This is a genomic window from Citrobacter sp. TBCS-15, from assembly GCF_005280815.1.
In the GTDB taxonomy this organism is placed as follows: Bacteria; Pseudomonadota; Gammaproteobacteria; order Enterobacterales; family Enterobacteriaceae; genus Citrobacter; species Citrobacter werkmanii.
Map to the genome: position 1 here is coordinate 109,237 of NZ_SZWK01000289.1, position 12,806 is coordinate 122,042.

13 protein-coding genes and 3 tRNA genes are annotated in these 12,806 nt (G+C 49.4%); 1 reads left to right on the plus strand and 15 read right to left on the minus strand.

Going from position 1 to position 12,806, the window contains the following annotated elements; translation table 11 throughout:
* Positions 1-101: 101 nt before the first annotated feature.
* From FDW96_RS16245 to uvrY, 6 genes are all read right to left on the minus strand, one after another.
* A tRNA-Leu gene (locus FDW96_RS16245) sits at positions 102-188 on the minus strand.
* A 12-nt stretch (positions 189-200) separates the two neighbouring features.
* A tRNA-Cys gene (locus FDW96_RS16250) sits at positions 201-274 on the minus strand.
* A gap of 51 nt (positions 275-325) precedes the next feature.
* A tRNA-Gly gene (locus FDW96_RS16255) sits at positions 326-401 on the minus strand.
* 151 nt (positions 402-552) lie between these two features.
* Entirely contained in the window at positions 553-1,101 is a 549-nt protein-coding gene (gene pgsA, locus FDW96_RS16260; RefSeq protein WP_038641531.1) for a CDP-diacylglycerol--glycerol-3-phosphate 3-phosphatidyltransferase, read from the minus strand.
* A 55-nt stretch (positions 1,102-1,156) separates the two neighbouring features.
* On the minus strand, positions 1,157-2,989 hold the full coding sequence (uvrC, locus tag FDW96_RS16265) for an excinuclease ABC subunit UvrC (RefSeq protein ID WP_137348877.1): 1,833 nt from the start codon (positions 2,987-2,989) through the stop codon (positions 1,157-1,159).
* A complete protein-coding gene (gene uvrY / locus FDW96_RS16270) occupies positions 2,986-3,642 on the minus strand; it encodes a UvrY/SirA/GacA family response regulator transcription factor (RefSeq protein WP_006684079.1) in 657 nt (218 codons plus the stop codon). The genes uvrC and uvrY overlap by 4 nt, the downstream gene beginning before the upstream one ends.
* A 460-nt stretch (positions 3,643-4,102) precedes the next feature.
* On the opposite strand from uvrY, the gene FDW96_RS16275 reads away from it, so the two are divergent.
* Positions 4,103-4,327, plus strand: coding sequence for a DUF2594 family protein (locus tag FDW96_RS16275; RefSeq protein WP_006684077.1), 225 nt, complete (start codon positions 4,103-4,105; stop codon positions 4,325-4,327).
* A gap of 66 nt (positions 4,328-4,393) precedes the next feature.
* Here the strand turns inward: FDW96_RS16275 and sdiA are convergent, their stop codons facing one another.
* From sdiA to FDW96_RS16320, 9 genes are all read right to left on the minus strand, one after another.
* Positions 4,394-5,116: a transcriptional regulator SdiA gene (gene sdiA, locus FDW96_RS16280; RefSeq protein ID WP_042307713.1), complete on the minus strand. Its 723-nt coding sequence runs from the start codon at positions 5,114-5,116 to the stop codon at positions 4,394-4,396.
* Positions 5,117-5,346: 230 nt separating this feature from the next.
* A complete protein-coding gene (gene tcyN / locus FDW96_RS16285; RefSeq protein ID WP_003030477.1) occupies positions 5,347-6,099 on the minus strand; it encodes an L-cystine ABC transporter ATP-binding protein TcyN in 753 nt (250 codons plus the stop codon).
* A complete protein-coding gene (gene tcyL / locus FDW96_RS16290) occupies positions 6,096-6,764 on the minus strand; it encodes a cystine ABC transporter permease (protein ID WP_006684074.1) in 669 nt (222 codons plus the stop codon). The genes tcyN and tcyL overlap by 4 nt, the downstream gene beginning before the upstream one ends.
* Before the next feature lie 21 nt (positions 6,765-6,785).
* On the minus strand, positions 6,786-7,772 hold the full coding sequence (gene dcyD / locus FDW96_RS16295) for a D-cysteine desulfhydrase (protein ID WP_042307711.1): 987 nt from the start codon (positions 7,770-7,772) through the stop codon (positions 6,786-6,788).
* A 107-nt stretch (positions 7,773-7,879) separates the two neighbouring features.
* The gene (tcyJ, locus tag FDW96_RS16300) at positions 7,880-8,680 is read right to left on the minus strand and encodes a cystine ABC transporter substrate-binding protein (RefSeq protein ID WP_032939603.1); all 801 of its coding nucleotides are present in this window, start codon (positions 8,678-8,680) and stop codon (positions 7,880-7,882) included.
* 100 nt (positions 8,681-8,780) lie between these two features.
* Positions 8,781-9,332: a flagella biosynthesis regulatory protein FliZ gene (gene fliZ / locus FDW96_RS16305; RefSeq protein ID WP_069323574.1), complete on the minus strand. Its 552-nt coding sequence runs from the start codon at positions 9,330-9,332 to the stop codon at positions 8,781-8,783.
* A gap of 56 nt (positions 9,333-9,388) precedes the next feature.
* Positions 9,389-10,108 carry an RNA polymerase sigma factor FliA gene (gene fliA, locus FDW96_RS16310; protein WP_038641545.1) on the minus strand — a complete coding sequence of 240 codons (720 nt, stop codon included), beginning with the start codon at positions 10,106-10,108 and terminating at the stop codon, positions 9,389-9,391.
* 195 nt (positions 10,109-10,303) lie between these two features.
* Entirely contained in the window at positions 10,304-11,500 is a 1,197-nt protein-coding gene (gene fliB / locus FDW96_RS16315; RefSeq protein ID WP_137365951.1) for a flagellin lysine-N-methylase, read from the minus strand.
* Between the two features lie 80 nt (positions 11,501-11,580).
* Positions 11,581-12,789 (minus strand): FliC/FljB family flagellin, encoded by a 1,209-nt coding sequence (locus FDW96_RS16320; RefSeq protein WP_137365952.1) that lies wholly within the window; start codon positions 12,787-12,789, stop codon positions 11,581-11,583.
* Positions 12,790-12,806: the final 17 nt, after the last annotated feature.

The window sequence follows — 12,806 nt, forward strand, 5'->3', positions numbered from 1 at the left end:
CGTATCACGCAGGATAAAACGATGGATTGCAGGCACAAAAAAACCACCCGTAGGTGGTTTCACGACACTGCTTATTGCTTTGATTATTCTATTCTTTCCCATGGTACCCGGAGTGGGACTTGAACCCACACAGCGCGAACGCCGAGGGATTTTAAATCCCTTGTGTCTACCGATTCCACCATCCGGGCTCGGGAAGAAATTGGAGGCGCGTTCCGGAGTCGAACCGGACTAGACGGATTTGCAATCCGCTACATAACCGCTTTGCTAACGCGCCGAAATCTTCTGGCTTTTCAGCCGACACCCGCTATTGCCGATGTCTTTAATTTGGAGCGGGAAACGAGACTCGAACTCGCGACCCCGACCTTGGCAAGGTCGTGCTCTACCAACTGAGCTATTCCCGCATCATCAAGTAACTTGGTTAATCACTTGATTTTGTTATCGTCTGGCAATCAGTGCTGCCGTTCGATGCGTTGCATTCTACTTACCTGACGCAATGAGTCAACGATATTTTTCACCACCGACGATCGTTTGCTGAAATTTGCGCCGAAACGATCACTGTTCAAGCAAATCTCCCCATGCAGCGCTCAAATACTGGAACATTGACCACAAAGTCAGTACCGCGGCAACGAAGAAAAGTGCGATCCCGGCATACTCTACCCAGATATTTGGACGCCACAGCAGCCACGCCAGTGCAGCCATTTGCGAAGTGGTTTTCACTTTACCGATCCAGGACACTGCAACACTGCTGCGTTTGCCCAGCTCAGCCATCCATTCACGTAGCGCAGAGATGATAATTTCACGCGCGATCATCGTGGCGGCAGGAAGCGTCACCCACCAGCTGTGATAGTGCTCCGTCACCAGCACCATCGCGATAGCCACCAGCACTTTATCAGCAACGGGGTCGAGGAAGGCGCCAAAACGCGTGCTTTGGTTCCAGCGACGCGCCAGATAGCCATCAAACCAGTCGGTAACCGCCGCAATACAGAAGATCAGCGCACAAACAAAGGGAGCCCAGGTGAATGGCAGATAAAACGCCAATACAAAGAATGGGATCAGGATGACGCGAAACAGCGTGAGCAACGTAGGGATATTAAATTGCATATGACGGATAACTATCTGTTGTCAGTGAAATTACCCCTATGTTGCTACAGAGGGCCTAATGTTTCAACGAGTAGAAGATCTTTTCTGCCAGAGCTTGCGAAATACCCGGCACTTTTGCAATTTCTTCAATACTTGCGTTACGAAGACCTTGCAAACCGCCCATATATTTCAACAACATCTGCCGACGCTTAGGCCCAACGCCTTCAATGGTCTCAAGCGTACTGGTACTTTTCACCTTCGCGCGTTTTTTCCGGTGTCCGCTGATCGCATGATCGTGAGATTCATCGCGGATATGCTGTATCACATGCAATGCGGGCGAATCCGGCGGCAGACTAAAGCCCTCTCCTTCCGGCTCAAAGAACAACGTTTCCAGACCCGCTTTACGGTCGGCCCCTTTCGCCACCCCCAGCAAAAGTGGGTGCTGTTTATCCCAGGGAACATCCAGCTCAGCAAAAACGGCTTTCGCCTGTCCCAACTGTCCTTTACCGCCATCGATCAATATAACGTCCGGAACCTTACTTTCTTCTATCGCCTTACCGTAACGCCGACGCAGAACCTGATTCATTGCCGCATAATCGTCGCCCGGCGTAATGCCGGTGATGTTGTAACGACGATACTCTGCGCGCAGTGGGCCATTGGCATCAAAAACCACGCAGGAGGCGACCGTCTGCTCGCCCATCGTATGGCTGATGTCAAAACATTCCATGCGTTTTACAGCGGGTAACTTCAGTACCGATGCCAGCGCTGTCAGACGCTGAGTAATGGTCGACTGCTGAGAAAGCCTGGTGGTTAACGCCACCGCTGCGTTGGTACGTGCCAGCTTCAGGTAGCGCGCACGATCCCCGCGCGGTTTCGTCTGGACGTTAATCTTCCGCCCGGCCAGTTCAGACAATGAATCCGCCAGCAGAGTTTTATCAGTAAGATTAAAATCGAGCAGGATCTCACCGGGTAAGGTACGCATCTGACTTCCCTGCAAATAAAACTGCCCGACAAAGGTTTCCACGACCTCACCGAGTTCTGTACCACCCGGTACTTTCGGGAAATAGCTGCGACTGCCCAACACTTTACCCTGACGAATGAACAGTACGTGCACACAAGCCATGCCGGCGTCAAACGCCACGCCGATAACGTCCAGATCGTCTCCGGAATTCGAGACAAACTGTTTTTCGGTGACGCGACGTACCGCCTGAATTTGGTCACGAATACGCGCAGCCTCTTCAAATTCGAGATTTTGGCTGGCCTTTTCCATCCGGGCGATCAGTTGGGTTAATACCTGATCGTCTTTCCCGGATAAGAATAAACGGACGTACTCGACCTGCTGTGCATACTCTTCCTCACTCACCAGGCCCGCTACACATGGACCGAGGCAACGGCCAATCTGATATTGCAGGCAGGGTCGCGAGCGATTGCGATACACGCTGTTTTCGCACTGCCGGATGGGAAAAATTTTCTGCAGCAGCGCCAGCGTTTCTCGTACGGCATAGCCGTTGGGGAACGGTCCAAAGTACTCGCCTTTGGCATGCTTAGCCCCACGATGCATCGCCAGTCGTGGGTGAGTATCGCCGCTGAGGAAAATAAAAGGATAGGATTTATCATCGCGCAGCAATACGTTATAGCGCGGCTGATACAGCTTGATGTAGTTGTGTTCAAGCAATAACGCTTCGGTTTCGGTGTGCGTCACCGTGACATCAATCTGTTGAATTTGCGCGACCAACGCTTCGGTCTTACGCGATGCGAGATTGCTACGGAAGTAACTGGAAAGCCTTTTTTTCAGGTCTTTCGCTTTCCCGACATAGATAACCGTCCCGGCGGTATCATACATACGATAAACGCCGGGCTGACTGGTTACGGTTTTCAGGAACGCTTTGGCATCAAACTGATCGGTCACTGGCTTGTTAATGTCTCCGCATTACACAGGCCATGGCGAATTGCCAAGTGAGTCAACTCGACATCGCCGTGAATGTTTAATTTACTGAACATTCGATAACGATAGCTGTTCACCGTTTTAGGACTCAGATTCAGTTGTTCTGAAATCTCATTGACCTTCTGGCCTTTGGTGATCATCAGCATAATCTGCAACTCGCGTTCAGACAAACTGGCAAACGGGGTTTCCGTTTTCTCAGGTTCAATCTGGCTGAGCGCCATCTGCTGAGCGATATCGGAGGCAATATAACGTTGCCCGGAATAAACCGAACGAATCGCACTCACAACTTCCTGGGGGGCGGCTCCCTTGCTGAGATACCCCGCGGCACCTGCCTGCATGACCTTTGCGGGTAACGGGTTCTCGGTGTGTACCGTCAGCATAATCACTTTAATATCTGCCGTTGAACGCGCAATTTTGCGGGTTGCTTCGAGACCGCCAATACCGGGCATATTCATATCCATCAGCACAACGTCCACGGAATTTGAGCGGCACCATTTCACCGCATCTTCACCGCAGCACGCTTCGCCGACAACTTTTATGCCTTTTATATCTTCCAGAATGCGTCGTATCCCTGCGCGCACCAGTTCGTGGTCATCAACAAGAAAAACGTTGATCAAAGGAATATCTCCAGAATAGGGATAACGCTACCGATAGTATTCGGTCCTATGTTAACGGGTTTTATCTCAACTTTGAAATGTAAAAAACGTCCGACTTTCGATTTTGCTCTCGTTTTTGGAAATTAGATTGTACGACGTGTGGAAACTTGCAGGCCAGATAGCCTGCTGCCACGCTTATATCTGCGTAGCTGTTTCAGAATAGTGACAAAAAATTCATATTCCTGCGCTGAATGCAAAACAGGCAGCCAAACTTGTAACAATAATTAACGAGGAAAATACTCGAAATAAACAACAAGTGGAGAAAATATATGCACTGCAACATGTTGTTTATTTTAATGTCCCTCCCCCCTTTGTTTGCACAAAAAACAACCACTGATATTTTTAGCCTCGCTTATGGTATACTCCGCCGCCTTAAGATTTGACATCGCACTTTTTCATTGAAACATAACGAGGAAAATAAATGAGTACGCCTGACTTTTCCACTGCTGAGAATAACCAGGAACTGGCCAATGAAGTCACCTGCCTGAAAGCCCTGTTAACACTGATGCTGCAGGCAATGGGTCAAGCCGATGCTGGACGCGTGATTCTTAAAATGGAAAAACAGATCGCGCTGATTGAAGATCAATCACAGGCTGCGGTATTTTCCAGCACTGTTAAGCAAATTAAACAGGCCTACCGCCAGTAATAAGAAACCGGCTGAGAGCATTGCTATCAGCCGGTTTTGCGTCTGACACTCAGAACGATAATTAATTCAGATAAGCCCGGTCGCAGCGGCGTAACACGCTATCTGCGTTTTGTTTGGCGCATTGAATTTCTTTTGCATATTCTTCTGGTGAAAATTAACGGTATTTTCAGAGATCGACAGTATTATCGCTATCTCTGAAGACGTCTTCCCCTCTGCGGTCCATTTCAATATTTCTTTTTCCCGCTTGCTAAAGCGCATCTCTGGCGTCATGACCATGTCATCTTCCAGTCGCGTCAGCACCGACAGACTTTCCCGCACCAGAAGCTGCATTCTGAGCTCCACTTCATCATTCGCAAAACGACTATTCCGGATACTCGCTCGCGATACCGATAAAAACCCCAGCGCCCGATTCGGCAACATCAGGCATTGCGTCATCCCTTTGCGTAAACCGTGATTGCGTGCGGCGTCCCACAAAGGTTGGGCATCACGAAACAAGGTATCGTCCCAGGGTAAATGCCCCTGACTGAAGTTTTCAGGCTTCAGCACCGGATCAATGGCGAAATAATTCTCGGACTGATAATGCGCCACCCATGCTTTGGGATAGGTCGTATGAAGTGACGTTTTAGGACGGGTAAAGGGTACGGGATGACGAACACAGAGTGCGTAGAAATCGAACTCTAAATGCTGCGTCTGTTGTTGTAATTCATTATAGACATCCTCTGCCGTCGCCATTTCCTGAAAGCGTAACAGCATGCTCCGTCGCCAGGTGAAGAAATCATGATCCTGCATACTAAGTGGTAATGCCCCTGAGATTGATAATCATCCAAACATATGAAATAAGCTAACACATAAATGTATTTTATATATGCAAATTATCGGACAAATGAAAAATTACTTGAGCGTTACTCAACAGCCAGAGCAAGCAACAGAATCAAGCGTTAATAATAAAGCAATATTTATAAATAGTTATGCTAGCGGCACTCACCACAAACAATGTCGGTGAGTGCTGCTTGTACTATTTACTGCATGAGGAATTTTTCGAGAAACTGACGGGTTCGCGGCTGTTGCGGATGCGTAAATAAAGATTTAGCCGGCCCCTGCTCCACTATTCGTCCTTGATCCATAAATATCGCCCGGTCGGCCACGTCACGAGCAAAGCTCATTTCATGCGTCACAATCACCATGGTGCGTTTTTCCTGCGCCAGCTGGCGAATGGTATTAAGCACCTCGCCAACCAGTTCAGGGTCAAGCGCTGAGGTAGGTTCATCGAATAAAATAACCTCTGGTCGCATCGCCAGCGCCCGGGCAATCGCCACTCGCTGCTGCTGCCCACCGGACAGACGGCGCGGATAGCTGGTTTCTTTTCCCGCCAGCCCGACTTTTGCCAGCAGTTCGCGCGCACGGGCTGTCGCTTCGGCTTTCGGTTCGCCTTTGACAATCACCGGACCTTCAATAATGTTTTCCAGTACCGTACGGTGAGGAAACAAATTAAAGTTCTGGAACACAAAACCTACGTGCTGGCGCAACTGGCGAATCAGCCCTTTCTGCTGAGTTAACGACCGCGCGGTATCAATGGTTATCTCACCCACTTTAATGGTGCCCGCCTCCGGTTGCTCCAGCAAATTAATGCTCCGCAGCAGCGTGGTCTTGCCCGAACCGCTCGGTCCGATAATCGCCACAACTTCACCGGGTTTGACGTCGAGATCGATCCCATGCAGCACCGTTTGCCCATGGAATTTTTTGACCAGGTTTCTGACTTCAATAGCGCTCATTTCGGCTCTTTCTCCTGGCGGTTCAGTTGTTCTTCAAAATAGTTCTGCAGCGCAGAAAGCACTGTTGCCATTACCCAATAAATCAAGGAGGCCGCCAGATACATAGTGAACACTTCCAGTGTACGCGAGGTAATCAGCTGCGCCTGACGAAACAGTTCAGGAACCTGGATAGTCGCGGCCAGCGATGTATCCTTCACCAGGCTGATAAAGCTGTTGCTCAGCGGCGGTAGTGCAACGCGTGCCGCCTGCGGCAGGATCGCCCGGCGCATGGTCTGCCAGCGCGTCATGCCAATACTGGCCCCCGCTTCCCACTGACCTTTGTCGATGGAGGAGATTGCCGCCCGCAGCGTTTCCGCCGCGTAGGCCGCCGTATTCAGCGACAAGCCAATCATCGCCGCCGGGATGGGATCCAGCTCAATACCAAACTGCGGCAGACCGTAATAGATCATGAACAATTGGGCGATCAACGGCGTTCCGCGAAAGACCGAGATATAAAAGCGCGCCAGCCAACGTACAGGTAACAGCGGCGACAGGCGCATCAGCGCCAGGATAAACCCCAGCACGAGGCCAAAAAACATCCCACCGATACTCAGTTGCAGCGTAAAAACCGCGCCTTTAAGCAGATACGGCAGGGAATCGATCACCAGTTGGATACTTTCTTGCATTAGCGTTTTTCTACCTGATTGTTACACGTGAGGATGGTAGGCAAACAGTGCAGGCGCCCCACCGGTATGGATAAAGAGAATTGGCCCTTCATCTTTAAAGCGCTTCTGGCTGATACCGTCAATCAGACCCGCCATCGCTTTGCCGGTATAGACCGGATCCAACAAGATGCCTTCCAGCCGTGCCAGCAGTTTTACCGCTTCCATGCCCTCTTCGTTTGGCGTACCGTAGCCCGGCGCATAATAATCATCCCATAACAGGATATCCGCAGAGGCCGTCAGTTCCAGTTCACGGGCAATGTCCTGTTGTAGCGTAACAACTTTTGGCTTTTGATCGGCCACGCTGCGCGAGACGGTCACACCAATCAGCTCGACGTGTGGCATCAGCTGTTCCAGGCCAACGGCCAGTCCGGCATGCGTTCCCGCGCTGCCCGACGCCACAACCACGGAAGACAGCTCTACGGCCCCTTCACATTGTTGCGCAATTTCCAGCGCGCTTTCCACATAGCCCAGCGCGCCCAGAGCATTGGAACCCCCAACCGGGATCACATACGGACGGAACCCTTGCGCTTCAATCCGCGTCGCCAGTTCCTGAAGTTGCGCATTCGGATCGCTCAGCGCATCGCACATTTCAATCTGGGTATTAAACAGGTCCAGCAGCAGACGGTTGCCGTTGCTGAGATAGTTTTCCGCCGTGGTGCCAATCGGGTTTTCCAGCAGCGCCACGCAGTGCAGGCCAAGTTTAGCCGCTACCGCCGCCGTCTGGCGCACATGGTTAGACTGGATAGCACCCGCGGTTATCAACGTATCGGCCCCTTCACGCAGCGCATCCGCCGCCAGAAACTCCAGTTTACGCAGTTTATTGCCGCCCATGGCCATCGGCGTAACGTCATCGCGTTTGATGAAAATATCGCGCCCAAGGTAGTCGGAGAAGCGTGGAAGATATTCGAGCGGTGTTGGCGCGCCAATAAATTCCAGACGAGGAAAGCGCGTTAAGTTATGCAGCGGCATACAGCCTCCGGTATTCGTTGTTGTGATGTTCTTTTTATTATGCACGTTCAGGCGCAATGAAATAAAAAAAGGCGCTGTTAAAGGCGCCTTTTTTCATCGGATGACGATTATTTCGTCACATCCGCTCCAAACCATTTTTCAGACAGCGCTTTCAGCGTACCGTCTTTTTGCATTTCGGCAATGGCAGCATCAACCGCTTTCAGCAGATCTTCATTGCCTTTGCGCAGCGCCACGCCGGACTCCTGGCGGGAGAATGCTTCACCGGTGACGGCCAGCGTATCTTTGGTTTTTTTCACCAGGTCCAGCGCCGCCAGACGGTCAACCAGGATAGCGTCGATACGGCCTACGCGCAGATCCTGATATTTGGTCGGGTCATCATCATAGGTACGAATATCCACGCCCTGCACGTTCTGGCGCAGCCACTCTTCATAGTTGGTGCCCAGACCAACGCCGACTTTTTTACCTTTCAGATCGGCAGCTGTCTTGATAACACCTTCATTGCCTTTCTTCACCAGCGCCTGGATACCAGAGACTGTGTACGGGGTAGAGAAATCGTATTTTTTCTTACGTTCGTCAGAGATGGTCACCTGGTTGATAACCACGTCAATGCGTTTGGAATCAAGCGAGGCCAGCATGCCGTCCCACTTGGTCGGCTTCAACGTGGCTTTCACGCCAAGGTGCTTTGCCAGTGCTTCGGCGAACTCCACTTCGAAACCGGTCAGCTTGCCGTCATCGCCCTGAAAACTAAACGGGGGGTAGGTCCCTTCCAGGCCCACCAGCAGCGTACCGCGCTCTTTAACTTTATTTAACAGACCTTCATCTGCATAAGTCTTTACGCTCATTCCGGCGACAAGTGCAACAGCCATTACACCCATCAGAGCCTGACGTCCCAGAAGTGCTAATTTCATAGTTACCCCGAATATTGTCATTAGTGACTATCATTTATGACTACAGTGTAAAGCGTTTGCTGTGTTCCACAAACACGACTCTGTTACACCTTATTCGTTTTTAATATATATCAGAACTGGCTGTCCAGGAGGATTTCTGCATATGTCCCATATGGGTATGGGCTTTGAACTGCTCATACTTACGTAAGGCGATGCGGTAATTGTTGGTGCTGGTTTCCGGCAGCCACGGGGCAAGGTTTTCGTCCAGGAACCCTTCCTGCAGCAATTCGTGAGAGATATTTTGTTCGGTCAGATGATTGCCAAGACGGCGCAGGCGGACAACGTATTCGCGTACCGTACCGTGGCTCATTTCGGTTTGCTCAAACAAAAATTGTTTAAAACCGATAATGTCAAAAAAGTCGCTCTGCTCTTTGCAATGCAAATCACCGCAAAAACGACACAGCGCCACCCACTCTTTCTTCTCCTGTTCCCACTCAGCTTCATCCAGCAACGTGTCCAGGCGGGCGATGGCGATTTTATTAACAATTTGCCCGCGACGAACCAGCGTGATCCTGTCGAGCAACTTCAGGCAATGGGCACAATGCGTCTGGCTGTGTTTGAAATCTTTGAGGTAGCGGCTTAGAGGCCGTCTTTTTGATTGCTGCACCGTCATGAGAACTCCTGGTAGTCAATTCGTAATGCGGCATTGTTCAGGGGTAATGATTACCCCTATAGCTTACCCAGCTTGGTGCGTAGACGTTTGATGGCCTGACTGTGCAACTGGCTGACCCGTGACTCCCCGACCTCCAGTACCGCGCCGATCTCTTTCAGATTCAGCTCTTCCTGGTAGTACAGCGTTAACACCAGCTTTTCGCGCTCCGGCAACGCCTCGATCGCCTCCATCACGCGCTGGCGAAGGTTACCCTCCAGTAGCTGTTGTAACGGGTTTTCCTGCTGATGTTCTTCCGTCACCAGCTCAATACTATCGCCATGCTCTTCCCGCCACTCGTCATAGGAGAAGAGTTGGCTGTTATTGGTATCAAGCAACATCTGACGATACTCTTGCACAGGAATAGCCAGACGCTCCGCCACTTCGGTTTCCGTCGCGTTACGCCCTAACTCCTGCTCCAGTTGTCCCATCGCCTGTGCCACTTCGCGAGCATTGCGCCGAACGCTACGCGGCACCCAATCCCGGCTACGTAGTTCGTCCAGCATCGCTCCACGAATACGCTGCACTGCGTAAGTGGTAAATGCCGTTCCTTGCAAAGCGTCATATCGGTCAACTGCATTCAATAACCCGATGCCGCCCGCTTGTAGCAGGTCATCCAGTTCTACGCTCGCCGGCAAACGCACCTGAAGGCGCAATGCTTCGTGACGCACCAACGGTACATAACGCTGCCACAGCGAGTGTTTATCCATTACACCTTCAGCGGTATACAGTGAATTCACGATAAACAGCCCTGCGTTAAATGAGTTATCGGCATGATTATCCGTTTCTGCAGGGGGTTCTATCGGGGGAATAAGGCTATAAAAGAAGGGTTATTTGACTTTTGTAATGCTACAAACAGAAGAAATGAAACAAAAAACCTTTAAAATCAAAAAATTAAATCGTGAAGCATCTGTGAGATACCTCACGATAATATGCTATACCAGTAAAGAGACCAGAGACAAATCATCTCCCATTCTCACATTCTCAATGTAGCGATAAAAGTCCTCTGTCACCGACTTGTTATGTTGGCTTGAAGAGTGGAAACTGTAAATCACATTGATCAGATCATCCAGATTCGCTGTTCCCGTTTCTTTTGCATGGGCCGACATCAATAGTTTAATAAAATAATATTCCGCCACAATCATATACAGGCCACGCAGCGGTGATCCCGAGGTCATATCAGGAAAATCATTTTGCCAGAATTTGTAAAGTATATAGTTTTTAAGCGCAAACGGTGTTTTCCCTAATTTGGGAAGAAAAATATTTCTCCACACCTGTTCAATATCGGCAATTTTTTCTTCAAGCGTTAGCGTATTGTCTACCGCCAGTACTCGCAATAAAGAATCAATATATTGTGTTAATACTTTTCCCCCACGAGACAGAGACCTCATACGGAAATAATTTTGCATCAGTACGGTTATCGACGCTTTAACATGATAATCGCCAGTAATATCGCCCATTATCTCGCCGTTTTGCAGTTGTTGTATCAGTTGCGCATGAACGGATTCAATCTGCCCAATCGTTGATTCATCTACAGTTTCAATTTTTTCGAGGAACATCAGGAACTTCACCACGGCAAAAAGCGCGGGTTCAACCTCAATATCAGTCCGTTCAATTAGATCCAGACAAAACAGACTCAGTACCTTGTGCACCACCGAAAGCGGTTTCGCGGCATTGGATTTTTGTTGCAACACAATCCGCTCATTAAATTTCATCGCATCAGGTTCGCTAAGCAATAACCTGACTACTTCCGGACATGAAATATTCAGTGAATGATGTATATCATTTTTATAGGTACGATAAGAGCGAGGGTAAATAGCGCAGGTTTTACTCAGCGCTTGCCCCCCCAAACGCTTATGTACCATGCACAATTTGTCATCACCAAAATATGGACAGTTGCCTGATTCAGGTGAGAATATAATCTTCCCCCAGTTGAGTGAGTCCTTTTTAACCAGCTGGACACTTTCTTTCGCAATGGTCTGGATTAATAGATCTTTATTCGTCAGATATTTTTTTACCGTTGGCTTATCAACTGCGATTTCCCACTCTTTACAGCAATGGTCGCGACACTCGCTACCCACACAATTGAACGCCCCTACAAAGGTAGGTTCAGTAATTATAATTTCTTTCATTACGTTTGCTCCGGTAAAAAAAATCAAGGTGACTTTCGCCACCTTGATTGTACTGACTTATTTGTAAAACTATCGTCAGATTAACGTAGTAAAGAGAGCACGTTTTGCGTGGTCTGGTTAGCCTGGGCCAGAACGGAGGTACCTGCCTGTTGCAGAATTTGCGCACGAGACATGTTAGACACTTCAGTCGCGTAGTCAGAATCTTCGATACGGCTACGGGCGGCAGACAGGTTATTGACTGTATTACCCAGGTTGGTGATCGCAGATTCAAAACGGTTTTGCACCGCACCCAGTGAGCTACGCTGTTTGTCAACTTCGGCCAACGCATCATCAATTGCTTTCAGTGGATTTGCCGTACTGCCCGTCTTCATGGTTTTAGCATCAAGGTTTGCACCATCAAGGGTGAATGTTGCTTTGCCTGTAGCCGTATCAATAACTGCATCCGAAGGATTCAATGCAATGTATACCTTCTGTGCTTTACCTTCTTCAAGCGTCAATCCATTTTTCGCAGCAGCCTCAACATCAGCTTTAGTTAATGTGTTCTTGAAAGATATTTCAGCGAATAAATTACCATTTTTATCAACACGAGCTGTTGCTGTTGGAGTATCAATATTTGCAGCAGCGACGCCTGTAGCCGTTGCAATTTGCGCTGCAGTCACGCCACCAACTTCAGTAGATTTGACTGCTGTTGTTTTACCCCAAATATCAGCGTATCCAGCATAATCAGGATCGCCAATATCTGCTGTATCACCGTTCGGTCCAGAGACGTTAAAACCAGCCAGTTTCAATGTACTCGCTGTAACTTCGCTCAGTTTGATATCAATGGTTTCATTATCATTAGCACCAACCTGAATTGACAGAGTCTGGTTTTTCGACAGAACATTGGTACCGTTGAACTGGGTTTGAGCAGAAACGCGGTCGATTTCAGCCAGACGCTGTTTGATTTCATCCTGAATGGAGGACAGGTCAGAACTGGAGTTGGTGCCATTCTGAGACTGCACGGTAAGTTCACGTACACGCTGCAGGTTGTTGTTGATTTCGTTCAGAGCACCTTCAGTGGTCTGCGCGATAGAGATACCATCGTTAGCGTTACGGGAAGCCTGAGTCAGACCTTTGATGTTAGCGGTGAAACGGTTAGCAATCGCCTGACCAGCAGCATCGTCTTTCGCGCTGTTGATACGCAGACCAGAGGACAGACGCTCGATAGCGGAACCCAGTGCGGACTGGGATTTGTTCAGGTTGTTTTGGGTCAACAGCGACAGGCTGTTTGTATTGATGACTTGTGCCATGATCTTTTCCTTATCAA

Excerpts from the sequence above, each read along its gene's own strand:
- pgsA (WP_038641531.1), bottom strand. The coding sequence starts at position 1,101 with ATGCAATTTAATATCCCTACGTTGCTCACGCTGTTTCGCGTCATCCTG.
- FDW96_RS16275 (WP_006684077.1), top strand. The coding sequence starts at position 4,103 with ATGAGTACGCCTGACTTTTCCACTGCTGAGAATAACCAGGAACTGGCC.
- sdiA (WP_042307713.1), bottom strand. The coding sequence starts at position 5,116 with ATGCAGGATCATGATTTCTTCACCTGGCGACGGAGCATGCTGTTACGC.
- tcyN (WP_003030477.1), bottom strand. The coding sequence starts at position 6,099 with ATGAGCGCTATTGAAGTCAGAAACCTGGTCAAAAAATTCCATGGGCAA.
- tcyL (WP_006684074.1), bottom strand. The coding sequence starts at position 6,764 with ATGCAAGAAAGTATCCAACTGGTGATCGATTCCCTGCCGTATCTGCTT.
- dcyD (WP_042307711.1), bottom strand. The coding sequence starts at position 7,772 with ATGCCGCTGCATAACTTAACGCGCTTTCCTCGTCTGGAATTTATTGGC.
- tcyJ (WP_032939603.1), bottom strand. The coding sequence starts at position 8,680 with ATGAAATTAGCACTTCTGGGACGTCAGGCTCTGATGGGTGTAATGGCT.
- fliZ (WP_069323574.1), bottom strand. The coding sequence starts at position 9,332 with ATGACGGTGCAGCAATCAAAAAGACGGCCTCTAAGCCGCTACCTCAAA.
- fliB (WP_137365951.1), bottom strand. The coding sequence starts at position 11,500 with ATGAAAGAAATTATAATTACTGAACCTACCTTTGTAGGGGCGTTCAAT.
- FDW96_RS16320 (WP_137365952.1), bottom strand. The coding sequence starts at position 12,789 with ATGGCACAAGTCATCAATACAAACAGCCTGTCGCTGTTGACCCAAAAC.